The sequence below is a fragment of the Salinicola sp. CR57 genome (genome assembly GCF_003206585.1).
In the GTDB taxonomy this organism is placed as follows: domain Bacteria; phylum Pseudomonadota; class Gammaproteobacteria; order Pseudomonadales; family Halomonadaceae; genus Salinicola; species Salinicola lusitanus.
The window spans coordinates 1-22,936 of the sequence record NZ_PZJL01000003.1; the positions used below are offsets into that span (position 1 = coordinate 1).

The window sequence follows — 22,936 nt, forward strand, 5'->3', positions numbered from 1 at the left end:
GGAAGCTGGAAGCCAGGATCAGACCCTCGCGTCGCTCATGGGCAAGGTCTGTGTTCCTGGCTTTTGACAGTTCCTTCGGCTTCGGATTGGTGACTCGGGGCTAAGGACGTAGCCCGATCACTGGTTCAATGCCTCGTCCAGCGTCAGCAGGGCAGCCTGCCAGGAGGCGGCATCCGCAGCCGCGTTGTAACCCAACGGCAGGTCATACTCCTTCGCCAGCTCGTCGGCATCCGGATTGGTGAACGCATGCTTGGCGCCGGGATACTGGACCACGCGGACGTCGGCTCCATCCTTCTTCAGCGCATCGGCCATGCTGTCGAGCGCTTCCGGATCTACCAGCGGGTCGTCCTGGCCGTTGTAGATGCGTACCAGCCCGTCGAATGGTTGCGGGTTGGTGACGACCTGTGCCGGACTGCCATGAAAGCTGATCGCCGCGTCCAGCGGCATGCCGGCCAACGCCATGTTCATCACCACGCCGCCACCGAAGCAGTAGCCGATCGCTGCCATGCGATCCTCTCGCACCGCCGGATGCTGACGCAGCGCCGACATTGCCGCTTCCAGACGCGCCCTGGCGGAGGGCCAGTCCTGCATCACCTGACTGGAGAATGCCTTGGCATCCTGAGGATGCTCGGCCACCTTGCCGTCGCCGTACATGTCGACGGCCAGCGCGACGAATCCGAGCGCCGCCAGTTGGTCGGCCTTGTGCTTGATGTAGTCGTTCAGCCCCCACCATTCGTGGACCAGCAGGACACCGGGGCGAGGTTCGTCGTCGCTGGCGTTATAGGCGAGGTAGCCTTGGTACGTCTGCCCGCCCGTGGTGTACTCGAAGGTCTCTCCCTGGACATGGGGGCCTTCGACCTCATCGGCCCAGGCCGACACGCACATCAGGCTGAGCAGCGAGGCCAGCAGTAGTCGTCCCATCCTCTTCTCTCCTTCTTATGACTGGCTTGGCGCCTGGCGTGGCCGGCTCCTCTCACGGCGCCTGCTGGACGCGATCCCGGCCGCGCTCCTTGGCATCGCGCATGCCCGCTTCGGCGCGCGCCAACATGATTTCCGCAGACTCGCCATCGCGTCGCTCGGCGACACCAAGACTAACCGAGAACGACAGCCAATGGCCATGGAACTCCACCCGGGTCGAGGCGAAACGGCCCCGCAACCTCTCCGCGATGGTGGCCGTCTCCTGCAGGGACTTGCCGCTCATCAACAGCGCAAAGGTGTCCTCCCCGAGCCGGCCGAAGCTGAATCGTTCTCTCAACATCGCCCGACACATCTCGCCGATGCAACTGAGGACGAGATCCCCGCCCTCTCTCCCCCACGCCTGATTGATATCCTCGAAGCGATCGACATCGAACACGATCAGCGAGAACCGGGCCCCGACCTCCCCGTTGGAGAGCGCGTGTCGCAACAACCCCATGAACGGCTCCCGATTGAGCGCAGAGGTGAGCTCGTCGGTCGCCGTGTAGGCATCCCACTGCAACGACTGTTGCCGTCGCTGGGTAATATTCCTGGCAACGGCAACCCAACCCGGCATGGCCGAGGGCTCGGATGCCGGGTTCAGCGGCAGTGGGTAAGGCGAAAAGTGAATCTCGAACCAGCGGTAGTCACCATCCCTATGCCTCAGCCGCAACTCCACGAGCGAGGAACTCGCGCTGGCGGCCATCTCGACCAGCAAGCGGCGGATTCGAGAGCCATCCTCGGGCGCCATCAACGCGAATAACGACGACGACAGCAACGACTCGCTGGCCACGCCAAGCGCCCCTTGCGTGTCACCAGCGGCATGGTGGCAATCGAGGTCCTCGTCGAGCGCCATGAGCACGTCACCGCAGTGATCGAGGAGAGACGGCAGCAATAAGCCATCGTGCCCAGCTTCGGCACCGACTCGTGGCTGCAGCAGGCCGACAAGAGTGACGGCCACGCCACTCGCGTCACGCTGGATGTTGATGCTGTCGTCGATCGTGCAGCGAGAGCCATCCGACCGCTCGATGACGTAGGAAAGGCGTATTGCCGGACTTCCCAATGTCAGCGCCTGCTGAAGCTGTTCCAGCACCGCCAATCGCTCGGGCTCCGGAATTTGCGCCAGCCACAGTTCCGGCCGCGAACGATGGTATTCCACCGGCCGATGACTCAATGTGGCGATGGAATCGCCGACAAAGCGTACCTCACCCAACCACCAGGCCGAGTCAGTGACATAGACCGTGCCTGGCAACATCTGTAGCCAATTCTGCGTTTCCGCGCCCGGACTTCCATCGTCATGCACGAAGGCATCCACTGGATCCATGCACTCCGGCCTCATTGAGCCGCAGAGACATTTCCGTGCGGCTGGGTGGTATACGCGATAGCGCTAGCGGGAACCAACGCGACGTCGAGAGGAAGCGTGAGAGTCGAAGGTGGCGCTCTCATCGGATGTCCACCCCCTGTCATCGCGGGGATCGGCCTCGGTCTTGCTCGGCCGACCCGATTGGCGACGCAGGCAGGCACTCGCAAGCTGGCTCAGCTCATCGCGGGTCAATTCGAAACGTTGAATTCCTGACTGTTCCTGCCAGATCACGAAAATCACCGGCACGGCGCGCGACTGGTCGACGCCAACGATTCTTCCGCGGCGCGGCTCTCCGGGCTCTTGTATCGTTTCGCCAATCAGGCGATGTGCGTTGATGATGGTGTCCTGCATGACGCCGCCAACCTCGGTGCTGGGTGAAAAGGTGGATATCTTCAGACTCACACTAGAAGCGAAGGGCGAGTAAGTCCAAGATCATCAACATGATGCGCAGCATACAGCCTTCTATCGACGCTGAATCGAACGACTTGAGTACGAAATAGATAGCACTTCGTCCATAAGCGACCGGCCGAGCCCGCCGGTGCCGAAAGATATGCCATGCCAAAAGACGAGGGGCGGCAGAATTCTGCCGCCCCTCGTCGTCATCGTGGCCAAGGCCGAGCTACTACATTCCCGGAACTACACGGGTTCGATCGCCCGGGAACCCGACCTCCCCACTACACCCGCCACATGTGTCAGCTTGCCGCCTGCATCGCCAGCGCCGTATCCAACATGCGATTGGAGAAACCCCACTCGTTGTCATACCAGGCCATGACCTTGACCAGACGACCATTCACGCGCGTGTGATTGGCATCGAAAGTGGACGAGTTGGGATCGTGGTTGAAGTCGATGGAGACCAGCGGCTGCGAGTTGACCGCCAGTACCGGCGAGCTGGCCGCCGCCTTGGCAACGATCTCGTTGATCTCTTCCTTGGTGGTGTCACGTCCGGCGGTGAAAGTCAGGTCGACCAGCGACACGTTGATTACCGGCACACGCACCGCGAGGCCGTCGAGCTTGCCGTTCAATTCCGGCAGGACCAGCCCGACGGCGGCCGCCGCTCCCGTCTTGGTCGGGATCATCGACTGCGTGGCGCTACGAGCGCGGTACGGATCCTTGTGATAGACGTCGGAAAGATTCTGGTCATTGGTATAGGCGTGGACCGTGGTCATCAGGCCATTCTCGATACCGACGGTATCCTGTAGCGCCTGTGCCACCGGCGCCAGGCAGTTGGTGGTGCACGAAGCGTTGGAGACCACCCGATGCTCGGCCTTCAGCGTCCCCTCGTTGACGCCGAACACGATCGTCGCATCGGCATCGCCGCTGGGCGCGGAAATCAGCACCCGCCCCGCGCCCGCCTCGATGTGCTTGGCAGCGGCGTCGCGACTGGTGAACAGCCCGGTGCACTCCATCACCAGGTCGACGTTCAACGACTTCCACGGAAGCTGGGACGGATCGCGCTCGGAAAGGATGCGAATGCTATCCCCGTCTACGCTGAGGGTATCGCTGTCGTGGGAGACATCGAACCCGAAGCGGCCGTGAACACTGTCATGGCGTAGCAGATGAGCGTTGAGCGCCGGATCGCCGAGATCGTTGATGGCGACGACTTCGATCCGATCCCGATAACCGTTCTCGTACATGGCTCGGAGTACGTTACGGCCAATGCGGCCAAATCCGTTGATGGCGACACGCAATGTCATGGTGCTCTCCTCTTGATGGCGTGACTGAAACGCTGAAGCTGGCGTAATCGAAACGTTGAGTCGGCCAGGTGACGCGCCTGCGCACTACCCGGGCGCGGCATCAGTCGAACGAAAGGATTAGATCGCCGCGCAGTTGTGAATAGCCTAGTACGTAGTCTAGAACATCGTCGCATGAAAAAATATTACCCCAAAAGGCTAATACCAAAGGCGCATTCGCGAACATACGGGGTATTTTTTGGTAAGTTTACCAAATAAACCTGACAGCTCGATGAGGCATCCCATGACGCTCGACCCTACCCTGGACCGTGTAACGAGGCGCATTGAAGAGCGCTCCGCCGACCGCCGCCGTCTCTATGAAGAGCGGATGCAGCAACAGCATCGCCGTGGCGTCCACCGCGCGGAACTCTCCTGCGGCAACCTGGCTCACGGCTTCGCCGCCTGTAACGCTGGCGACAAGAACAGCCTGAAGCTGATGAACAGCGCCAATATCGGCATCGTCTCTTCCTACAACGACATGCTGTCCGCTCACCAGCCGCTCGAGCACTTTCCCGAACTGATCAAGGACGCCGCCCGCGGCATGGGCAGCACAGCGCAGTTCGCCGGTGGCGTGCCGGCCATGTGCGACGGCGTCACCCAGGGTCAGCCCGGCATGGAGCTGTCGCTGTTCTCCCGCGATGTGATCGCCATGTCGACGGCGGTGGCGATGTCGCACAACATGTTCGATGGCGCACTCTATCTCGGTGTGTGTGACAAGATCGTGCCGGGGCTGTTCATCGGTGCCGCGCGCTTTGGTCATCTGCCCGCGGTGTTCGTGCCGGCCGGCCCGATGCCGAGCGGGCTGCCCAATGCGGAGAAGTCACGCATCCGCCAGCTCTACGCCGAGGGCAAGGTGGGCCGCGACGCGCTGCTGGAGGCGGAGTCCGACTCCTACCATAGCGCCGGCACCTGCACCTTCTACGGCACCGCCAACTCCAACCAGCTCATGCTCGAGATGATGGGGCTGCACATGCCGGGCACCTCGTTCGTCAACCCCGGCACACCACTGCGCGACGCCATCACTCGTTTCAGCACCGAGCAGGTGATCCGCAATAGTGACCAGGGCGGCGACTACCACCCGTTCTACAAGCAGATCGACGCCCATGCCATCGTCAACGCCATGGTCGGACTTCTCACCTCGGGCGGATCGACCAACCATACCCTGCACCTGGTGGCCATGGCCGCCTCCGTGGGCCTGACCATCACCTGGGACGACTTTGCCGAGCTATCGACGGTCGTACCCGGGCTGACCCGGATCTACCCCAACGGCCAGGCCGACGTGAACCACTTCCACGCCGCTGGCGGCGTCAGCTTCCTGGTAAGACAGCTGCTCTCGGCGGGGCTGATGCATGCCGACGTGCGCACCGCCTTCGGCACCGACATGACCGCCTACACCCAGGAGCCGTTCCTGGAAGGGGACCGGCTGGTCTGGCGCGAAGGCACGCAGCAGAGCCTCGACGAAGAGGTGCTGCGGCCGATAACGCGCCCGTTCTCCGCCACCGGCGGGCTGGCCGTGCTCGACGGCAATCTGGGGCGCGGCGTGATCAAGGTTTCCGCGGTCAAGCCCGAGTTTCGCCGGGTCGAGGCGCCGGTACGACTCTTCGACGACCAGAGCCAGGTCAAGGCGGCGTTCGAAAGCGGCGAGCTGGATCGCGACGTCATCGTCGTGGTGCGTTTTCAGGGCCCCCGCGCCAACGGTATGCCGGAACTGCATCAGTTGACCCCTTTTCTGGGCGTGCTCCAGGATCGAGGGCACAAGGTCGCGCTGGTCACCGATGGGCGAATGTCAGGTGCCTCTGGTAAGGTACCTGCGGCGATCCATATCACCCCGGAGGCGGTCGACGCCGGCCCCATCGCCTATCTGCGCGACGGCGACCGGGTGCGGCTCGACCCCGACAATGGCGTGCTGGAAGCGCTGGTCGATGCCGAAACCTGGGCGCAACGCGAACCGGCGTCCTGCGACCTGGACCACTATCATCAGGGAATGGGCCGCGAACTGTTCGCCGGTTTCCGCCAGTTGGTCGGCGGTGCCGAGGAAGGCGCGGCAACCTTTGGCGGCTTCGACGCCGCCGACTTGCCCGGAGGGCACACATGACGACACCCGCCCTGATCGGCGACATTGGCGGGACCAACGCGCGCTTTGCGCTGGTCATGCCCGGCAGCGTCGAGCTTCAATCGATCGAGACGCTGCCCTGCGCACGCTACGCCGGACTGGTCGAAGCCATACGGGCCTATCTCGAGCAGGTCGGTGCCGAAGCGCCCCGCGAGGCGTGCCTGGCCTTCGCCTGCCCGGTCCACGAGGACTGGGTCAAGATGACCAACAACGACTGGGCCTTCTCCAAGAAGGCGGTCGCTCACGAACTGGGGTTGTCGAACTTCAAGGTCATCAATGATTTCACCGCCCAGGCACTGGGCATTCCCCACATCGACGCCAAGGATCTGGTCAAGATCGGTGACGGCGAGGCCGAGGCCCGCCGCCCCCGCCTGGTCATCGGTCCCGGAACCGGACTCGGTGTGGCCGGGCTGATCCCCAGCCAGCGCCACTGGATTCCGCTCACCACGGAGGGCGGCCACGCCACCTTCGCCCCCACCGATCAGCGTGAGCGGCAGTTGCTCGACTACTTCCGCGCCCGCTACGGACGCGTCTCGATCGAACGCCTGCTTTGCGGCCAAGGCCTGCTCGATCTCTATCTGGCCCACGCTGCCCTGCTCAACGTCACCGCCAGCTACAATACCCCGGCGGAAGTGACCGGCGCGGCGCGGGCCGGCGACCGCGTCGCCCGCGAGGCGCTGCTGCGCTTCATCAAGATCCTCGGCGCCTGCGCCGGCGATGCCGCCCTCACCCTCGGTGCATTGGGCGGTGTTTACCTCTGCGGCGGCATCACGCCGCGCCTCGTCGAATGGCTGCCGCGCAGCGACTTCCGCCGCGCCTTTGCCGACAAGGGCCGCCTGAGCGCCTACAATGCCGGCATTCCCACTTGGGTAGTGACCGCGCCCTGGACCGGGCTGCTGGGGGCGGCGGAAGCCCTGCACAACGAGGAGGTGACATGATTCCCGATACGCTGCGGCAATTGGTCGACGCGACCGACGGTCAGCGGGAAGCCGAGTGGCAAGGCCGGCGCCTGTTGCTGATCAATGCCGACTGGGGCGAACTGGCGATCTCGCTGCAGGGCGCCCAGGTGCTCCACTTTCTACCTTTCGGCCCTGAAGCCGCAGGCGCCCCACCGGCACCCGGCACGGACGATGGCTGGCTGTGGGTCACGCCGACGCCGCAACCAATGCCCGGCGCCATCCGCGGCGGGATTCCGCTGTGCTGGCCGTGGTTCGCCGACGAGTCGCCCGATGGCAAGGGGCCCATGCATGGCCCTGCCCGCACGGCGGCGTGGCGGGTCGATGCCGTCGACGACAGCGTCTCCGGTAGCGGCGTCGAGATCCATCTCTCCCCCGAGGAGCGACTGCACGACCAGCTCGTTCCCAGTGCCGTGGTGCATGCCAACGACCAGCGCCTGAGCGTCGAGCTGATGACGCGCCACACCGGCACCACCCCGGTCAAGCTGACGGGCGCGCTGCATACGTACTTCGCCGTCGCCGACACCCACCGGTGCCGTGTCGAAGGACTGGCCGGCGCACGCTATCTGGACAAGCTCGAACACTTCGCCGAGCACCACCAGCAGGGCGAACTCGGTATTCGCGGTTCGCTCGACCGCATCTATCAATCGAACCGTCCGGTGATCCTCGATGACGGGCAGCGCCGGCTCGCGATCACCAAGCAGGGCAGCGATTCCACCGTGGTCTGGCATCCCGGCGACGACCTGCCCGGCGACACCCCGGCCACAGCCGGAATGCGGTTTCTGTGCGTCGAGGCCGCCTGTACGCGGGTCGACCCGGTCTGGCTGGTGCCGGACGGTCAGCATCTGCTCTCCACCACGATCGCGCGGGAGGCGACCCCGGCGTGAGTGACGATCTGGTTTTCGACTCGCCCTTCATCCTGGGCATGATGCGTCTCCACGAACGACCCGAATTCGACGATGTCGAGAAGTTCGCGGACTGGCTGGAAGCCCGGGTGGACCAGGGCCTGCATTGGTTCGATCATGCCGACAGCTATGGCAACCACCTAGGCGAGCAGCGCTTCGGCGAGGCGCTGGCCCGGCGGCCCTCGTTGAAATCCCGGGTTCGGGTGGTGACCAAGGGCAATATCATCCTGCCGCATCGCGATACCTCGCCGTTCGGCGTCAAGCATTACGATACCTCCGAACGCCATCTCACCCAGGTCATCGATGGCTCACTCTCGCGCCTCGGTGTCGAGCGGCTCGATCACTTCCTGCTCCACCGGCCGGATCCGCTGATGGACACCGAGGCCACGGCCCGAGCCCTGGACGACGCCATCGCGGCCGGCAAGGTCGGTGCCGTGGGTGTCTCCAACTTCCTGCCAGAGCAGTGGCGTCGCCTGCAGGCCGCCATGCACAACCGGCTCGGTGCTCACCAGCTCGAGCTTTCGCTGGCGCATCCGGATGCCCTGTTCGACGGCTTCTACGACGCCATTCTGGCCGACGGGCTGGCGCCCATGGCCTGGTCACCGCTGGGCGGCGGCTCGGTCTTCGAGGACGTTCTCGGTACCGCGCTCTCGCGCCTCGCGGAGCAGCTCAATTCGACCACGGCGGGACTGGCGCTCGCCTGGCTGCGGCGGCTGCCCGGCAAACCGGTGCCGGTGACCGGAACGTTGAATGAAAGGCGTATCGACAATTTGCTGCTGAGCGGTAATCTCGAACTCGATCGCCCGACATGGTTCGCGCTGCTCGAGGAAGCACGCAGTCACCGAGTGCCGTGATGACGTTCGATGTGTGCAACGCCCGCATCCTAGATTCCCGTTAGACAAGAGAGTCGGTAACCCATGACCCCCATCATCGCGTTCGGCGAAGCCCTCGTCGACATGTTGTCCAGCCGTCTCGGCGACGACAGCGGCCCCGAGACCTTCACGCCCTATGCCGGCGGTGCGCCGGCCAATGCCGCCGTGGCCTGTGCCCGCCAGGGCATTCCCAGCCTCTTCCTGGGCATGATCGGTGACGACCGTTTCGGCGACTTCCTGGTCGACGAACTGACCCGCTACGGGGTCGACACCCAGCATGTGGTCCGAACCCGTGAAGCCCGCACCGCCTTGGCTTTCGTCTCCCGCGATCGCCAGGGAGAGCGCCAGTTCGATTTCTACCGCCCTCCCGCCGCGGACCTGCTTTATCGCCGGGAACACCTGCCGCCGGGCATCTTCACCGAACCTGCCCTGGTCCACCTGTGCAGCAACAGCCTGACCGATGCCGCCATCGCCCGCACCACCCTCGACCTCGCCAGCATCGCCCGCCGTGGCGGCTGCCTGATCAGCGTCGATGTCAATCTGCGCGCGATGCTGTGGCCCCAGGGCAATGTCGATATCGCTCTGGTCGAGCAGTTGCTCGAACGGGCCCATCTGATCAAACTCTCCACCGAAGAGCTGGATGCGCTTCGCGGCGATCGCAGTGCCGAGGAGTGGATCAGTGCCAGACTGGCCAAGGGTGCCCGACTGATCGTGATCACCGACGGCCCGGGGCCGGTGACCGCCCATCTGGCGGACCGTCAGCTTCAGGCGGTGCCTCCCAGCGTCCAGGCGGTCGACACCACCGCCGCCGGCGACGCCTTCATCGGTGGGCTGCTGGCGTCCCTGTCCCGAGCCGGGGTGGCTTGCGAGACCCTCGGCGACTGGCTGGCCGACGACGCCAAGCTGAACGACGCCCTGACCTTTGCCTGTCGCTGCGGCGCCTTCGCGGCGACGCGACCCGGCGCGTTCGTCTCGCTGCCGAGCGCCTCAGACCTCCACGATCTCCCGAGCTGAATCCTCCATCAGGGCGTGAAAGGCACTCGCGGTTGAGGAGAGCTGCTGGTCGGCGCGGGTGACGACGCCGACCGGCCGCTCGACCACCGGCCCGGAAAGCGCCAGACAGTGCACGCCCAGCGCCTCCATCTGGACGCGACACAGCGCCGGCACCGCGCTCACACCCAAGCCCTTGCCGACCAGTTGGCCCACCGTGGCCAATTGATGGCTCTCCAACTCCACCGGCAGTGTCATGCCGTGCCGCGATAGCTGCCGCTCCAGCATCACCCGCACCTGGGATGGCCGCTGGAGGGTGATGAACGGGTAGGCCAGCAGCGCCGCCCAGGTCGTCGACGCCTGCCCGGCGAGCGGCGATGTCGGCGGCACCGCCGCCACGAAGCGATCGTGATGGAGCGGGGTGAATGACAGTGCCGGCTGTCGTGGCGGCTCGAAGGCGATCCCGAACTCCACGCGCTGGGCCAGCACCATCTCCACCACCTGCTCGTTGATCACATCGTGAATGGTGACGCTGATGCGCGGGTAGCGCTGGCGAAAATCTGCGATCAAGGGTGGCAGGCAGTTGGAGGCAAACGATGGCATGGCGGCAATCTCCAGATGCCCCTGCTGCAGATGAAAACGCCGCCTCATGGCATCCTCGGCGTCATCCCACTCGGCCAGCAGCCGGCGCGCCAACGGCAGCAGCGCCTCGCCCTCGGGGGTGAGCCGCACCTGGCGAGTGGTGCGCGAGAACAGCGCCCCGCCGAGCTGCGACTCCAGCGACTTCACCGCCAGACTCAGCGCCGACTGAGTCACGTGCAGACGCTCGCAGGCCTGCGCGAAACTCAGTGTCTGCGCCACGGCAAGAAAGGCACGGAGTTGTTTGATGGTCATCAAAACGCCTCATTGATGAGAAAAACTCGACAATTATCGGCGAAAATAAATTTAATAACAGCGCGGCGAGCGGTCATAGTCTATCCAGGACATAACAACCGAGGCTCGCCATGACCCAGCACGCCAGTACCCAGACGCGCCCCGCCGGGACGCGCGGCGGAAAATGCTTCGACAGCGCCCAGGCCGCCCTCGACGGCCTGATCGAGGATGGCATGACCCTGGCCGTCGGAGGCTTCGGCCTGTGCGGCATCCCCGAATCGCTGATCGCGGCCCTGCGCGACACCGGCAAGAAGAACCTGACGGTGGCCAGCAACAACGCCGGCGTCGACGGCTTCGGCCTCGGGTTGCTGCTCGAGTCGCGTCAGATCAGCAAGATGCTCTCCTCCTACGTGGGCGAGAACAAGGAGTTCGAACGCCAGTATCTCTCCGGCGAACTCGAACTGGAGTTCTGCCCCCAGGGCACCCTGGCCGAGCGGCTGCGCGCAGGTGGCGCCGGCATCGCTGCCTTCTTCACCAAGACCGGCTACGGCACCAAGATCGCCGAAGGCAAGGAAGTTCGCGAGTTCGACGGCGAGCACTACGTCATGGAGCGCGGCTTGCCGGTCGACGTGGCGCTGGTCAAGGCCCAGGTCGCCGACAAGGCTGGCAACCTGCGCTTCAACAAGACCGCGCGCAACTTCAATCCGTTGGCCGCCATGGCCGGCAGGATCTGTGTCGCCGAGGTGGAGGAGATCGTCGAGACCGGCGCCCTCGCCCCTGACGATATCCACCTGCCGGGCATTTTCGTGCACCGCATCGTGCATAACCCGACACCGGAAAAACGCATCGAGAAACGCACGCTCAGGGAGGGAAACTGAGATGCCCTGGAACAAGGAACAGATGGCGCAACGCGCCGCCGGCGAGCTTCGGGACGGCTTCTACGTCAACCTGGGCATCGGCCAGCCGACACTGGTGGCGAACTACATCCCCGACGGCATGGAAGTCTGGCTGCAGTCGGAGAACGGTCTGCTCGGCATCGGCCCCTTCCCCACCGAGGAAACCCTTGACCCCGACCTGATCAACGCCGGCAAGCAGACGGTCACCGCCCTGCCCGGCTCGAGCTACTTCGACAACGCCGAGTCGTTCGCGATGATCCGCGGTGGCAAGATCAACCTGGCGATTCTGGGTGCCATGCAGGTCTCCGAGCAGGGAGACCTCGCCAACTGGATGATTCCCGGCAAGATGGTCAAGGGCATGGGTGGCGCCATGGATCTGGTCGCCGGCGTGCAGCGCGTGGTGGTATTGATGAGCCATACCGCCAAGGGCGAGCACAAGATCCTGAAGGCGTGCAATCTGCCACTGACCGGGGTCGGGGTGGTCGATCGCATTATCACCGATCTCGGCGTGATGGACGTCACCGACGAGGGGCTGGCACTGGTCGAGCTGGCGCCCGATGTCACGCTCGAGGAGATTCGCGAAGCCACCGGCTGCGAGCTGATCGACCAGCGGGAGGCCACCCATGCCTGATGTCAACGCAACCGCCCTGCGCGACGTGGTCATCGTCGCGGCCACGCGCACGCCGATCGGCACCTTTCAGGGGGGGCTTGCCAGCGTCCCCGCGGTGACCCTGGGCGCGACCGCCATCCGTCGCGTCCTCGAGGGTATCGACCTGGCAGGCGTCGATGAAGTGATCATGGGTCATGTGCTGCGCGCGGGTCTGGGCCAGAACACCGCGCGCCAGGCGTCCATCGAAGCCGGCCTGCCGGACAACGTGCCGGCGATGACGGTCGACAAGGTTTGCGGCTCAGGCCTCAAGGCCGTGCATCTGGCCGTCCAGGCGATCCGCTGCGGCGATGCAGAAACCATTGTGGCCGGCGGCATGGAGAGCATGAGCCTGGCGCCCTACGTGCTGCCCAAGGCACGTACCGGACTGCGCATGGGCCACGCCGAGCTGCTCGACAGCATGATTCATGACGGCCTGTGGGACGCCTTCAACGACTATCACATGGGCATCACCGCTGAGAACGTGGCCGAGCAGTGGGACATCTCCCGCCACGATCAGGACGCCTACGCAGCGGAATCCCAGCGGCGTGCCTCGGCGGCGCGGGAATCCGGCCGCTTCGATGCGGAGATCACCCCGGTCAGCGTGCCTCAGCGGCGCGGCGATCCCATCGTAATCGAACGCGACGAGCAGCCGCGAGACGGTGTCACCGTCGAGTCGCTGGGCAAGCTCAAGCCAGCCTTCTCCAAGAGCGGCAGCGTCACTGCCGGCAATGCGTCGTCGCTCAACGATGGCGCCGCTGCTCTGCTGATCATGAGTGCCGAGCGTGCCGCCAAGCTCGGGCTTCCGGTTCTTGCCACCATTCGCGCCTACGCCAACGCCGCCGTCGACCCGGCGACCATGGGTATCGGCCCGGTCCCGGCGACTCGACGCTGCCTGCGGCGAGCCGGCTGGACGATCGACGATCTGGACCTGATCGAGGCCAACGAGGCGTTCGCCGCCCAGACGCTGGCCGTGGCCAAGGATCTGGGGTGGAGCCAGGACAAGGTCAACGTCAATGGTGGCGCCATCGCACTGGGCCATCCCATCGGCGCTTCCGGCGCTCGAATCCTGGTGACGCTACTGCACGAGATGCAGCGCCGCGATGCCAAGCGCGGCTTGGCGACGCTCTGCATTGGTGGCGGCCAGGGGGTGGCCACGGCCATCGAACGGAACTGAACGCCCATCCGACGCGCGGCCGGGTGCCCATGGGGCGCCTGGCCGCTTGCGGCGACTTTCTTTCAGCGCGCCGTCCACCCCAGGTCGATGGCCCAGTCCGCGCCGGTGACGGCAGAGGCCTGGTCCGAGGCGAGGTAGGCCACGACGCCAGCGACCTCCTCCGGCTCGATGAGTCGCTTGATGGCGGCCCCGCTCAGCATGATCTTCTCGATCACTTCCGATTCGTCCATCCCATTCAGCGTCGCCTGGTCTGCGATCTGGCGCTCCACCAGCGGCGTGCGCACGTAGGCCGGGCAGATCGCATTGGCGGTGATGCCGTGCTCGCCACCTTCCAGCGCGGCAGTTCGTGTCAGGCCGATGAGGCCATGCTTGGCGCTGACGTAGGCCGATTTCCCCGGGGATGCCACGTTGGCATGGATGGAGGCGATATTGATGATCCGCCCCCACGCCTTTTCGCGCATATGCGGCCATGCGGCCTGAGTCAGCAGAAATGGCGCGGTCAACATCAGGTCGATGATCTTGCGCCACTTGTCCGGCGGAAAATGCTCGATATCGGCGACATGTTGGATGCCGGCGTTGTTGACCAGGATATCGACGCTGCCGAAACGTTCCACCGTCGTATCGATCACCCGGGCGTACTGCTCACCCTCGGTGAGATCCGCTTCGAGGAAGGTGGCGCCCACGGCTTCCGCCACGGCCTTGCCTGCCGGATTGGCGTCGACGGCCACCACGCGAATGCCCTGGTTCGCAAGATTCTCCACTACCGCACGGCCGATACCACTGCTCGTGCCGGTCACCACCGCCACTCGAGGACGTTCACTCATGCCTTCTCTCCAGTCTTGGACGCGGGATCCCCTGACGGCACAGTGTGGAACAGTCAGGGGACGCGGGGTATTCCTCAAAAGCCGCTAGCCACTCGAGCGGCACGAGGTCAACTGGCTGTCGAGGCGCGGCCGAACCGACGATTTTCGCCCCGTCTCGTGCCTCAGCGCCGATAGCGCTGCGTCGCTTCCCGGGTCAGGCGCGTGATGCCAGCCCAGTCCTCCTGATCGACGAGCGATTTCGGCGCCATCCAGGAACCGCCGATGCACATCACGTTGGGCAGCGCGAGATAGTCGCCGGCGTTGTCCACCGTCACCCCGCCGGTCGGACAGAACAGCGCCTCGGGCAACGGGCCGCCAAAGGATTTGAGCGCCTTGGCGCCACCGTTGGCTTCCGCCGGGAAGAACTTGAAGCGGCGATAGCCGTACTCCCAACCCGTGACGACCTCGGAAACCGTGGCCACACCGGGCAACAGCGGTACGCTACTGGCAGTGCCGTGCTCGAACAGGGCTGGCGTCGTGCCGGGCGTGACGACGAAATCGACACCGAGCTCCTCGCAGATGCGATATTGATCGATGCTCAGTACCGTACCGGCCCCCACTGTCACGTCGGGCAACTGCTGCTGAATGCGCTTGATGGCGTCGACCGCACAGTCGGTGCGCAAGGTGATCTCGAGCACGTCGAGCCCGCCGTCGACCAGCGCCTGCGCCAGCGGTACGGCGTGTTCGAGACGCTCGATGACCAGCACCGGTATGATCGCCGTGGAACGGCAGATCGCATCGAGGCGATCGGTCTGGGAAATCGGCAGCTGTGATTCGGATCGCATATTGGAATGGCTCCTTTGATGAGTACCCGGCCCTCAAGCAGGCGGGAGTGGCGCGTCAGGGCGCCCAGTAGAGGGTAAGGGGGCAGGTCAGGAAGGCACGGATCGGCAGTTCGCGGACATCGTCTCCACTGAGCGCCTGGGCCAGCACCGCTTTCTTGGCGTCGCCGACCAGATGCAGCGCGTGGCGGCGTGCATCGTGAAGCCGGGCCGCGCTCAGGGTGATGCGCGGCTGCGGGACGCTGGGCGCCCGCACCGCCACGACGCTGTCGTCCGTGCTCAATGCCAGCGAGAGCTCGCCGCTGTCCGGAAACAGCGAGGCGGTATGACCATCGTTGCCCATCCCGAGCACGACCAGACTGGCCGGCCACGGTAGCGTCGCCAGACGGGCGGCGACCGTCGCCGCGCCCTGCTCCGGCGTGGGATCGGTGGTGGTCAGCGAGTGAAAGGTCGCCGCCGCGGCCCGCCCGGTCAGCAGGGTCTCCCGGACCAGCCGCGCGTTGCTGTCGGCGTGATCGTCGGGCACCCAGCGCTCGTCGGCGAGGGTGACATCGACCCGCGACCACGCCACCGGCTGTTCGGCCAGCCGTCGAAGGAACGGCAGCGGGGTCGAACCGCCGGAGACCACCAGCAGCGCGCGAGGCTGGCTGGCCAGGTCCTCGGTCAATGCCTGGGCGGCGGCGGCGGCCAGCTGCGCGCCGATCTGCTCGCGGGCGTTCTCAGTAATCTTCATACCAGGAACGACCATCCTGCGTGATCATCGCGATGGAAGCCACAGGCCCCCAGGATCCGGCCGGATAGCGACGCGGCGGAATATCCCGCTTCTCCCAGCCGGCGATCAACTGATCGACCCACTTCCAGGCGTACTCGACCTCGTCGCGACGGACGAACAGGTACTGCTGCCCTTTCATCACCTCGAGCAGCAGACGCTCGTAGGCATCCGGAATCCGCTCCTTGGGAAAGGCGTGGTTGAAGTCCAGGTGCAGCGGGCCGGGACGCAGCCGCATGCCCTTGTCGAGACCGCCATCCTTGGTCAACACCTGCAGCGCGATGCCTTCTTCCGGCTGGAGACGGATCACTAGCTTGTTGGCGGCGAGGTTGCGCTGATCCGGATCGAAGATGTAGTGCGGCTGCTGGCGGAAGTGGATGACGATCTGCGACAGCTTTTCCGGCATGCGCTTGCCGGTTCGCAGATAGAACGGCACGCCGGCCCAGCGCCAGTTGGCGACCTCCAGGCGCATGGCGACGAAGGTTTCCGTGGTGCTGGAGGTGTTGGCGTCCTCCTCCTCGAGATACCCAGGGACGCTCTCGCCTTCCATGGTACCGGCGACATACTGCCCACGGACCACGTGCCGGTTGAGATCCTCTCCCTCCAGCGGCTTGAGCGCCTTGAGTACCTTGACCTTCTCGTCACGGATGGCATCCGCATCGAGATTGGCCGGGGGGTCCATGGCGAGCATGGTCAGCAATTGCAGGAGATGGTTCTGGACCATGTCGCGCAGTTGGCCAGCCTTGTCGAAATAGCCCCAGCGACCCTCGATACCGACCTGTTCGGCCACGGTGATCTCGACATGGGAGATCTGGCTCTGGTTCCACTGGTTGCCGAACATCGGGTTGGCGAAACGCAGTGCGATCAGGTTCTGGACCGTCTCCTTGCCCAGGTAGTGGTCCATGCGGTAGATGCGCGACTCGGGGAAGACTGCGCCGATGGCATCGTTGATCTCGTGGGAGGAGTCGAGATCGTAGCCGATCGGCTTCTCGACCACGACCCGTGACTCACCGTCGAGGCTGCCGCTCTCCTGGAGATTGGCACAGATCGCCCCGTAGATGCTGGCGGGGACCGCCAGATAGATGGTCAGCGGGCACTGGGAGTCCGGGCTCTCGGCGTGCCAGTCCCGAATCTTCTCGTAGCCGTCGACGGTGTCGAAATCGAGCTGGGTGTAGTCGAGCCGAGCCAGGAACCGGTCCAGGCAGGTCTGCTCGAGCTCCTTGGCCTTGACCCGCTTCTTGAGCATTCCCAGCACCACGCTGCGGAAACTGTCGGCGTCGTGCTCACGGCGTGCCAACCCCAGAATCCGGGTGTCGGCCCCCAGCAGGCCATCGCGATCCAGGTGATAGAGCGCCGGGTAAAGCTTGCGCAGCGCCAGGTCGCCGAGCGCACCGAACAGAGCCAAATCCACGTTGGGCGTTGCCTCTCGAGTCATTGCCTCCCTCCACCAGAGTCGTTAATTTACGAATAAAATACGCCATGCGAATGGCTTTTGACATGCAACTTCGTAACTAAATTACCTCACCAGACCATTATATCGTGCCTAGCCTCAAGTGAGCGCCTGCGGCCTCGACGCTCGCCGCTTGGCGCTGGTGTCGCCAGAGGCTAGGATGCAGGGCCTGTATGACGAATCAATCATCATTCCGCCGTTAGGAGATGCCCCGCAACCATGGCAATGCACGATCTCATCGCCCGCATTCGTTCGCGGGTCGACGACCTGAATCGCTCGGAACGCAAGGTTGCCGACGTCATCCTCCAGGACCCCAATGCGGCGATTGGCATGAGCATAGCCACTCTGGCACAGGCTGCCACGGTGAGCGAACCCACGGTCAACCGCTTCTGTCGCAATTTCGAGACCAAGGGCTACCCGGACTTCAAGATCCAGTTGGCGCAAAGCCTGGCAGGCGGCACCCCCTACGTCAGCCGCAGCGTCGAAAGTGACGACGACGCCGCCGCCTATACCGACAAGATCATCGGTGCGACCATCGCGGCGCTGGACGAGATCCGTCGCGGCGTCGACCCCAAGCGCATCGAGCGCGTCGTCGACCATCTCTCCCAGGCGCGTCAGATCCATTTCTTCGCACTGGGCGCATCGGCGCCGGCGGCCTTCGACGCCCAGAACAAGTTCTTCCGCTTCAATCTGCCGGTCGGCGCCTACAACGACGTGCTGATGCAGCGGATGATCGCCGCGGCGTCGCATACCGGGGACGTCATCGTCGTCATCTCCTACACCGGCAGGACCCGCGACCTGGTCGAGGTGGCTCAGGTCGCCCGCGAAAGCGGTGCCCTGGTGATCGGCATCACTCGCGACGGGTCGCCGCTGGCCAGCGTCTGCACCGACATCCTCCCGGTCGACCTGCCGGAGGACACCGAAGTCTACATGCCGATGAGTTCGCGCATGATCCACATGGCGCTGATCGACGTACTGGCGACGGGCGTGACGCTGCGCCGAGGCGAGTCCTTCCTGCCACACCTCAGGACCATCAAGGAAAGCCTGCGTCCGACCAAGTTCCCGCCGAAGGAGGGATGACGCCAGCCGCTGTTGTGACCTCGGCAGATCGGTCATTTCCTACGACCACGCCGGTTTAATCCCGGTGCCACATTGCGGTTATCATGAGTGTCTTCTCACTCACCCGAGGTCGCTGCTCATGCGCTGGATGTTCGCCCTGGTACTGACGATGGTCTGCTCGGCCGCCAATGCCGCCGATACCTTCCGCTTCACCGCCATTCCGGACGAGGACCAGTCGCGCCTGGTCGAGCGCTTCTCCAAGGTCGCCGACTATCTCTCGGACAAGCTCGGGGTCGATGTCGAGTACGTCCCCGTCACCTCCTACGGCGCCGCGGTCACCGCCTTCCGCAACGACCAGGTCCAGCTGGCGTGGTTCGGGGGACTGTCGGGCGTGCAGGCCCGGCAACTGGTACCAGGCTCGAAAGCCATCGCCCAGGGGGCGGAGGATGCGGAGTTCCGCAGCTATTTCATCGCCAATACCGCAACCGGTATCGAGCCGAATCAGGACGAGCTTCCCGACTCGGTCGCCGGACACTCGTTCACCTTCGGCGCCAAGACATCGACATCGGGCCGCTTGATGCCGGAGCACTTCATCCGCCAGCGCTTCGATGAAGCCCCCGACCAGCTCTTCTCCCGCGTCGGTTTCTCCGGCGACCACACCCGTACCATCGCGCTGGTCGAGTCCGGCACCTACGACATCGGCGCGGTGAACTTCACCGTGTGGGAAGCCGCCGTCGAGGATGGCCGCGTCGACACCGACAAGGTCGAAGTGATCTGGGAATCACCGACCTATCCGGACTACCAGTGGACCCTGCGTGGCGATGCCGACGAGCGATACGGCGAGGGATTCACCCAGAAGGTGCAGCAGGCACTGCTCGACATGACCGACCCCGCCCTGCTGGAGAGCTTCCCGCGCTCGGGCTTCATCCCGGCCAGCAACGACGACTACGCCCCGATCGAGGCGGTAGGGAAATCCATCGGCCTGCTGCGCTGACAACGATGTCGTTACTGGCGCTGGACAGGGTCGACCTGGGGCACGGGACGCAAGTCGTGCTACCCGACCTGTCGTTGACCTTCGAAGCCGGCGAGCGCGTGGCCCTGCTGGGCCAGAGCGGTGCCGGCAAGTCCACGCTGCTGGCCGAGATCCGGCGCCGGCTGGACCACGCTGCCGCCTGGTGCCCGCAGGGTCACGGCCTGGTGCCGCTGCTTTCGGTCTATCACAACGTCTATATGGGGCGCCTGGAGCGACACCGGGCGCTGACCAACCTGATCAATCTTCTGAAGCCCCGGCGCGACGCCTGGAAGGAGATCGAGCACCTGGTTGGTGAACTGGGCCTGGAGGGCCTGCTTCGTCGTCCGGTGGAGCAGCTTTCCGGCGGCCAGCGCCAGCGGGTGGCGATCGCCAGGGCCTTGTACCAGCAGCGCAGCGTCTTTCTCGGCGACGAGCCGCTGGCCAGCGTCGATCCCCACCAGGCGCGGCGGCTGCTGGAGTGCATCCAGGCGCGCCATGCAACCTGCATCATCGCGCTGCATCAGCACCGGCTGGCGCTCGACCACTTCGATCGCGTGATTGGGCTGCGAGACGGTCAGGTGGTGCTGGACGCCCCCACCCGCGAGCTGACACTGGCGAGCCTCGACGCCCTCTACCCGGATGCCGGGCCATCGCACTTCGAGGCTGGAGTCGCCGCATCGACATGAGTCCAGCCCCCGGCCTGCTGCGGGGACGCAGTCCCGGCCTGACGCTGGCGCGCCGTTCGCTGGCGCTGATACTCCTGTGTCTACTACTGCTGCCCCTCGCCGATCTGCGAATCATTGCGGTCGATCCGTGGGGCGAGCTGTGGCGGATGGCCGTGGGTTTCGCCTGGCCCGACTTCACGGCGCTGGAGAGTCCGCTGCACGCCATCGCCCTGACCGTGAGTGTCGCGCTGTGGGGCACGTTCATCGGCGCGATACTCGGCTTTCCGCTGGCGCTGCTGTTTCATCGCTCGAGACTGGTGCGGAGTTTCTGCGCGTTCGTTCGCGCCATTCACGAGCTGTTCTGGGCACTGCTGTTCCTGCAGGTCTTCGGCCTGTCTGCGGTCACCGCCCTGGCCGCGCTGGCCATTCCTTATGCCGGTATCTTCGCCAAGGTCTACGCGGAGATTCTGGAACTCACGCCCAGGGCGCCGGGTGACGCCCTGCCCAGCGGGGTCGACCGGTTGTCACGCTTCCTCTACGCCGAACTGCCTCTGGTCTGGGAGCGACTCGCCAGCTACACCCGCTACCGCTTCGAGTGCGCCATGCGTGCCAGCGTGCTGCTCGGTTTCGTCGGCCTGCCGACGCTCGGGTTCTACCTGGAGAGCGCCTTTCGCGAGGGACGGTTCGGCGAAGCCGGCGCGCTGCTCTGGATCTTCTATGCGCTCGTCGCCACCTTGCACTGGTGGGGACATCGCCGCCTGCTGGCGCCGCTACTGGCCGGCGCCTTGTTCTTCCTCGGCCCGTGGCCGGATGTCGATGGCGAGCTGCTGTGGCGTTTCGTCAGCCACGACCTATGGCCGTCACCGTTGCTTGAGGGAGACCTGCCCGGGCTGGGCGCCTGGCTGGCTGGACTACCGGAACTGCTGCCAGCGATCGGCAACACGCTGCTGCTGGCGCTCATGGGCACTGTCGGCAGCCTGCTACTGGCGCTGGTGCTGTGGCCGCTGGCTAGTCGCCACTTCGGTCGCCCCTGGCTGGGATTCGGCGGTCGGATGCTGCTGGTCGTCATGCGTTCGACGCCGGAACTGATGCTGGCCTTTATCCTCCTGTTGATGCTGGGACCATCGATGCTGCCGGCATGGCTGGCACTCGCCCTGCACAACGGTGCCCTGATCGCGTTCCTGGTCGCGCGTCACGCCGACGGTCTGACCCTGGGCATGCCCAACCTGCCGGCATCCGGGCGTTACGCCTACGAACTGCTGCCCCGTCTCTACCCCAATTTGCTGGCACTGGTCTGCTACCGCGCGGAGGTCATCATGCGGGAGACCGCCCTGCTCGGCATGCTGGGTGTCGCGACCCTGGGTTTCTACATCGACTCCGCCTTTCAGTACCTGATGTTCGATCAGGCCTTTTTCCTGCTGCTGGTCACCGCCGTGCTCAACATCGCCATCGACGCCATCTCCCGCCGCTTCCGGCCTCGCGAGGTGCCGCTGGACGATCCGTGTAGCCGGTAGTCTCTCCCGGCTCGACGACGCGCTTCGATCAGGTGGCGCTTGAAGTGCGCCACGAAGGTCTGCCTTGGCGCATATCCGATTCCAGTCGGCGCAAGAGTGGCCTGTACCGGCTCACGGAGAGATCCGGCACCCACCGGACGCACTTCCGCAGGATCCAGAGAACCGCGCCCACGTCGTGAAACACCATGCGGTAGCGCGCCGTGTGCAGATCGGCCACGGTCACTCCCTCCGCCTCGGCACTTCTCGCCTCCTGCTGGGAATCCCGCTTATCCCTCGACACGGGTTCATCAACTCTGACGTGGGCGCGGCAGAAGCAGGCCTTCTCGATTTCGCTGTAAAGCTTCAGTAAACGACTACCGTCTTCCTGCTTGATCGGATATACCGGATTCCGCGCGCTTTTTACTTCTCGCACACGCCGAGACTTAACCTGCATCAAGTCTTTCGTCGGGGCACGGCGGTAGGCTTGTCGAGCCTGAGGGATCGTCCTCCCGAGGGTGCGCCGGACTTCGGTTCGGCGCTTAGACGCTCCCACCGAGACGGCACCCCCTTTGGAATCCACAAAGCTTGCACTGCGCTGGCTCGGTTTTCCGTTATGATGCGTAGAATTGTTACGATACGGACCGTTAAAAGAACGTCATGACGGATCTTTACCTACAGGATTGGCGAGCCTGGACGCCTCACCGCGAAGCCGCAGGGGAGTCTCGACTCGACACCCAAGACAAACCCGTCGGCAAGGCCGTTCCCTCGATGCTACGTCGTCGCCTCAACCTGATCGGGCGAGCTGTCTGCGACATGCTCGCCACGCTGGATCCCGAAACGAACCGCGTCGTGCTGCACGCCTCGCGCCATGGCGATGGCGAGCGCACGCTGGAAATGCTGTACGGCCTCAATGAAGGCGAACCTCTCTCGCCGGCACGCTTTGGCCTGTCGGTTCACAACGCCACGGCCGGCGTCTACTCCATCGCCAGTGGCAACCGGTGCAGCCAGCAGGCGATAGCCGCCAGCGGCAGCGAGTGGGCAGCGCTGATCGCGGAAGCCCGCGGCTACCTAGCCGACGACCAATCGAGCCTGCTGCTCGTCTTCAGTGACCAGCCCGTTCCCCAGCGATTCGCCGCGTACACCCCCACGGCGCTCTCCGCTGCCGTCGCCCTTCGGGTCGACAGCCAGCCGACTGGAGGCGCCCAACGCCTGGTCGAGACGATGACCCCGACGGGCGACTCGACCTTGCAGCCCCTGGACATCATCGACTGGCTGATGGGGAGTCGCCAACGAGTCGCTTGCCCCATCAGCCGACGCGGTTGGCAACTCGAGCCGGTTCGGTCATGATCCGCCCCCCGCAACAACCAG

General features: G+C 64.9%; 21 protein-coding genes. 13 read left to right on the forward strand and 8 right to left on the reverse strand.

What is annotated here, in order from left to right:
• Positions 1-117 precede the first annotated feature (117 nt).
• The 3 genes from DOM56_RS04170 to gap all read right to left on the reverse strand — a co-directional run bounded on the left by DOM56_RS04170 (position 118) and on the right by gap (position 4,011).
• Positions 118-921 carry a dienelactone hydrolase family protein gene (locus DOM56_RS04170; protein ID WP_110707655.1) on the reverse strand — a complete coding sequence of 268 codons (804 nt, stop codon included), beginning with the start codon at positions 919-921 and terminating at the stop codon, positions 118-120.
• Between the two features lie 52 nt (positions 922-973).
• Positions 974-2,278 (reverse strand): sensor domain-containing diguanylate cyclase, encoded by a 1,305-nt coding sequence (locus DOM56_RS04175; RefSeq protein WP_198655677.1) that lies wholly within the window; start codon positions 2,276-2,278, stop codon positions 974-976.
• A 731-nt stretch (positions 2,279-3,009) separates the two neighbouring features.
• The gene (gap, locus tag DOM56_RS04185) at positions 3,010-4,011 is read right to left on the reverse strand and encodes a type I glyceraldehyde-3-phosphate dehydrogenase (protein WP_110707658.1); all 1,002 of its coding nucleotides are present in this window, start codon (positions 4,009-4,011) and stop codon (positions 3,010-3,012) included.
• Between the two features lie 280 nt (positions 4,012-4,291).
• Here gap and edd point away from each other — a divergent pair, with 280 nt between their 5' ends.
• The 5 genes from edd (at position 4,292) to DOM56_RS04210 (ending at position 9,907) form a co-directional block, all read left to right on the forward strand.
• Positions 4,292-6,142 carry a phosphogluconate dehydratase gene (gene edd / locus DOM56_RS04190; RefSeq protein WP_110707659.1) on the forward strand — a complete coding sequence of 617 codons (1,851 nt, stop codon included), beginning with the start codon at positions 4,292-4,294 and terminating at the stop codon, positions 6,140-6,142.
• Positions 6,139-7,098: a glucokinase gene (glk, locus tag DOM56_RS04195; RefSeq protein WP_110707660.1), complete on the forward strand. Its 960-nt coding sequence runs from the start codon at positions 6,139-6,141 to the stop codon at positions 7,096-7,098. Before edd ends, glk begins: the two co-directional genes overlap by 4 nt.
• Positions 7,095-8,003, forward strand: coding sequence for a D-hexose-6-phosphate mutarotase (locus tag DOM56_RS04200; RefSeq protein WP_110707661.1), 909 nt, complete (start codon positions 7,095-7,097; stop codon positions 8,001-8,003). The genes glk and DOM56_RS04200 overlap by 4 nt, the downstream gene beginning before the upstream one ends.
• Positions 8,000-8,875, forward strand: a complete 876-nt coding sequence (locus tag DOM56_RS04205) for an aldo/keto reductase (RefSeq protein ID WP_232822171.1) — start codon at positions 8,000-8,002, stop codon at positions 8,873-8,875. The genes DOM56_RS04200 and DOM56_RS04205 overlap by 4 nt, the downstream gene beginning before the upstream one ends.
• Positions 8,876-8,938: 63 nt before the next feature.
• Positions 8,939-9,907: a carbohydrate kinase gene (locus DOM56_RS04210; RefSeq protein ID WP_110707662.1), complete on the forward strand. Its 969-nt coding sequence runs from the start codon at positions 8,939-8,941 to the stop codon at positions 9,905-9,907.
• Here DOM56_RS04210 and DOM56_RS04215 read toward each other — a convergent pair.
• Positions 9,881-10,777 carry a LysR family transcriptional regulator gene (locus tag DOM56_RS04215; RefSeq protein ID WP_110707663.1) on the reverse strand — a complete coding sequence of 299 codons (897 nt, stop codon included), beginning with the start codon at positions 10,775-10,777 and terminating at the stop codon, positions 9,881-9,883. The two genes, DOM56_RS04210 and DOM56_RS04215, sit on opposite strands and share 27 nt — an antisense overlap.
• Before the next feature lie 110 nt (positions 10,778-10,887).
• On the opposite strand from DOM56_RS04215, the gene DOM56_RS04220 reads away from it, so the two are divergent.
• From DOM56_RS04220 to DOM56_RS04230, 3 genes are read left to right on the forward strand one after another with little or no spacing between them, the layout of a single operon-like run.
• On the forward strand, positions 10,888-11,634 hold the full coding sequence (locus DOM56_RS04220) for a CoA transferase subunit A (RefSeq protein WP_110707664.1): 747 nt from the start codon (positions 10,888-10,890) through the stop codon (positions 11,632-11,634).
• Position 11,635: 1 nt separating this feature from the next.
• Positions 11,636-12,283 carry a CoA transferase subunit B gene (locus DOM56_RS04225; RefSeq protein ID WP_110707665.1) on the forward strand — a complete coding sequence of 216 codons (648 nt, stop codon included), beginning with the start codon at positions 11,636-11,638 and terminating at the stop codon, positions 12,281-12,283.
• 16 nt (positions 12,284-12,299) lie between these two features.
• Positions 12,300-13,475: an acetyl-CoA C-acetyltransferase gene (locus DOM56_RS04230; protein WP_110707745.1), complete on the forward strand. Its 1,176-nt coding sequence runs from the start codon at positions 12,300-12,302 to the stop codon at positions 13,473-13,475.
• A 62-nt stretch (positions 13,476-13,537) separates the two neighbouring features.
• Here DOM56_RS04230 and DOM56_RS04235 read toward each other — a convergent pair whose 3' ends face one another.
• The 4 genes from DOM56_RS04235 to zwf all read right to left on the reverse strand — a co-directional run bounded on the left by DOM56_RS04235 (position 13,538) and on the right by zwf (position 17,324).
• Entirely contained in the window at positions 13,538-14,299 is a 762-nt protein-coding gene (locus tag DOM56_RS04235; RefSeq protein WP_110707666.1) for a 3-hydroxybutyrate dehydrogenase, read from the reverse strand.
• A gap of 161 nt (positions 14,300-14,460) precedes the next feature.
• A complete protein-coding gene (locus DOM56_RS04240; protein WP_110707667.1) occupies positions 14,461-15,123 on the reverse strand; it encodes a bifunctional 4-hydroxy-2-oxoglutarate aldolase/2-dehydro-3-deoxy-phosphogluconate aldolase in 663 nt (220 codons plus the stop codon).
• A 55-nt stretch (positions 15,124-15,178) separates the two neighbouring features.
• The gene (pgl, locus tag DOM56_RS04245) at positions 15,179-15,853 is read right to left on the reverse strand and encodes a 6-phosphogluconolactonase (RefSeq protein WP_110707668.1); all 675 of its coding nucleotides are present in this window, start codon (positions 15,851-15,853) and stop codon (positions 15,179-15,181) included.
• Complete coding sequence (zwf, locus tag DOM56_RS04250) at positions 15,840-17,324, reverse strand: glucose-6-phosphate dehydrogenase (RefSeq protein WP_110707669.1); 1,485 nt, start codon at positions 17,322-17,324, stop codon at positions 15,840-15,842. The genes pgl and zwf overlap by 14 nt, the downstream gene beginning before the upstream one ends.
• A gap of 234 nt (positions 17,325-17,558) precedes the next feature.
• On the opposite strand from zwf, the gene hexR reads away from it, so the two are divergent.
• From hexR to DOM56_RS04280, 5 genes are all read left to right on the forward strand, one after another.
• Positions 17,559-18,419, forward strand: a complete 861-nt coding sequence (gene hexR, locus DOM56_RS04255; RefSeq protein ID WP_110707670.1) for a transcriptional regulator HexR — start codon at positions 17,559-17,561, stop codon at positions 18,417-18,419.
• 118 nt (positions 18,420-18,537) lie between these two features.
• Positions 18,538-19,392, forward strand: a complete 855-nt coding sequence (locus DOM56_RS04260; protein ID WP_110707671.1) for a putative selenate ABC transporter substrate-binding protein — start codon at positions 18,538-18,540, stop codon at positions 19,390-19,392.
• 5 nt (positions 19,393-19,397) lie between these two features.
• Positions 19,398-20,096, forward strand: a complete 699-nt coding sequence (locus DOM56_RS04265; protein ID WP_110707672.1) for an ATP-binding cassette domain-containing protein — start codon at positions 19,398-19,400, stop codon at positions 20,094-20,096.
• Entirely contained in the window at positions 20,093-21,589 is a 1,497-nt protein-coding gene (locus DOM56_RS04270) for an ABC transporter permease (protein ID WP_110707673.1), read from the forward strand. Before DOM56_RS04265 ends, DOM56_RS04270 begins: the two co-directional genes overlap by 4 nt.
• A gap of 636 nt (positions 21,590-22,225) precedes the next feature.
• Positions 22,226-22,915, forward strand: a complete 690-nt coding sequence (locus DOM56_RS04280; protein WP_110707675.1) for a beta-ketoacyl synthase chain length factor — start codon at positions 22,226-22,228, stop codon at positions 22,913-22,915.
• Positions 22,916-22,936: the final 21 nt, after the last annotated feature.

Coding starts and splice junctions, on each gene's coding strand:
- DOM56_RS04170 (WP_110707655.1), bottom strand. CDS start 921: ATGGGACGACTACTGCTGGCCTCGCTGCTCAGCCTGATGTGCGTGTCG.
- DOM56_RS04175 (WP_198655677.1), bottom strand. CDS start 2,278: ATGGATCCAGTGGATGCCTTCGTGCATGACGATGGAAGTCCGGGCGCG.
- gap (WP_110707658.1), bottom strand. CDS start 4,011: ATGACATTGCGTGTCGCCATCAACGGATTTGGCCGCATTGGCCGTAAC.
- edd (WP_110707659.1), top strand. CDS start 4,292: ATGACGCTCGACCCTACCCTGGACCGTGTAACGAGGCGCATTGAAGAG.
- glk (WP_110707660.1), top strand. CDS start 6,139: ATGACGACACCCGCCCTGATCGGCGACATTGGCGGGACCAACGCGCGC.
- DOM56_RS04200 (WP_110707661.1), top strand. CDS start 7,095: ATGATTCCCGATACGCTGCGGCAATTGGTCGACGCGACCGACGGTCAG.
- DOM56_RS04210 (WP_110707662.1), top strand. CDS start 8,939: ATGACCCCCATCATCGCGTTCGGCGAAGCCCTCGTCGACATGTTGTCC.
- DOM56_RS04215 (WP_110707663.1), bottom strand. CDS start 10,777: ATGACCATCAAACAACTCCGTGCCTTTCTTGCCGTGGCGCAGACACTG.
- DOM56_RS04220 (WP_110707664.1), top strand. CDS start 10,888: ATGACCCAGCACGCCAGTACCCAGACGCGCCCCGCCGGGACGCGCGGC.
- DOM56_RS04225 (WP_110707665.1), top strand. CDS start 11,636: ATGCCCTGGAACAAGGAACAGATGGCGCAACGCGCCGCCGGCGAGCTT.
- DOM56_RS04235 (WP_110707666.1), bottom strand. CDS start 14,299: ATGAGTGAACGTCCTCGAGTGGCGGTGGTGACCGGCACGAGCAGTGGT.
- DOM56_RS04240 (WP_110707667.1), bottom strand. CDS start 15,123: ATGCGATCCGAATCACAGCTGCCGATTTCCCAGACCGATCGCCTCGAT.
- pgl (WP_110707668.1), bottom strand. CDS start 15,853: ATGAAGATTACTGAGAACGCCCGCGAGCAGATCGGCGCGCAGCTGGCC.
- zwf (WP_110707669.1), bottom strand. CDS start 17,324: ATGACTCGAGAGGCAACGCCCAACGTGGATTTGGCTCTGTTCGGTGCG.
- hexR (WP_110707670.1), top strand. CDS start 17,559: ATGGCAATGCACGATCTCATCGCCCGCATTCGTTCGCGGGTCGACGAC.
- DOM56_RS04260 (WP_110707671.1), top strand. CDS start 18,538: ATGCGCTGGATGTTCGCCCTGGTACTGACGATGGTCTGCTCGGCCGCC.
- DOM56_RS04265 (WP_110707672.1), top strand. CDS start 19,398: ATGTCGTTACTGGCGCTGGACAGGGTCGACCTGGGGCACGGGACGCAA.
- DOM56_RS04270 (WP_110707673.1), top strand. CDS start 20,093: ATGAGTCCAGCCCCCGGCCTGCTGCGGGGACGCAGTCCCGGCCTGACG.
- DOM56_RS04280 (WP_110707675.1), top strand. CDS start 22,226: ATGACGGATCTTTACCTACAGGATTGGCGAGCCTGGACGCCTCACCGC.